The organism is Duganella rhizosphaerae, assembly GCF_040364205.1.
Taxonomy (GTDB): domain Bacteria; phylum Pseudomonadota; class Gammaproteobacteria; order Burkholderiales; family Burkholderiaceae_D; genus Rugamonas; species Rugamonas rhizosphaerae.
Genome location: NZ_BPWK01000101.1, coordinates 1 through 202, shown reverse-complemented (window position 1 = coordinate 202; position 202 = coordinate 1). Strand labels below are relative to the sequence as shown.

Below are 202 nucleotides of genomic sequence, written 5' to 3'. Positions count from 1 at the left end.
GGTAGGATTCGTGACTGGGGTGAAGTCGTAACAAGGTAGCCGTATCGGAAGGTGCGGCTGGATCACCTCCTTTCTAGAGTAGCACTCTTCTTCAAGCGTTCACACTTATCGGCTGTAATGAATAAAGAACAGCATTTGGGGCTGTAGCTCAGCTGGTTAGAGCACCGTGTTGATAACGCGGGGGTCGTTGGTTCGAGTCCAA

General features: G+C 51.0%; 1 rRNA gene. It reads left to right on the top strand.

What is annotated here, in order from left to right:
• Window positions 1-73: ribosomal RNA gene (locus RUGAMON1_RS32795) — 16S ribosomal RNA — on the top strand; the annotation flags it as partial.
• Window positions 74-202: the final 129 nt, after the last annotated feature.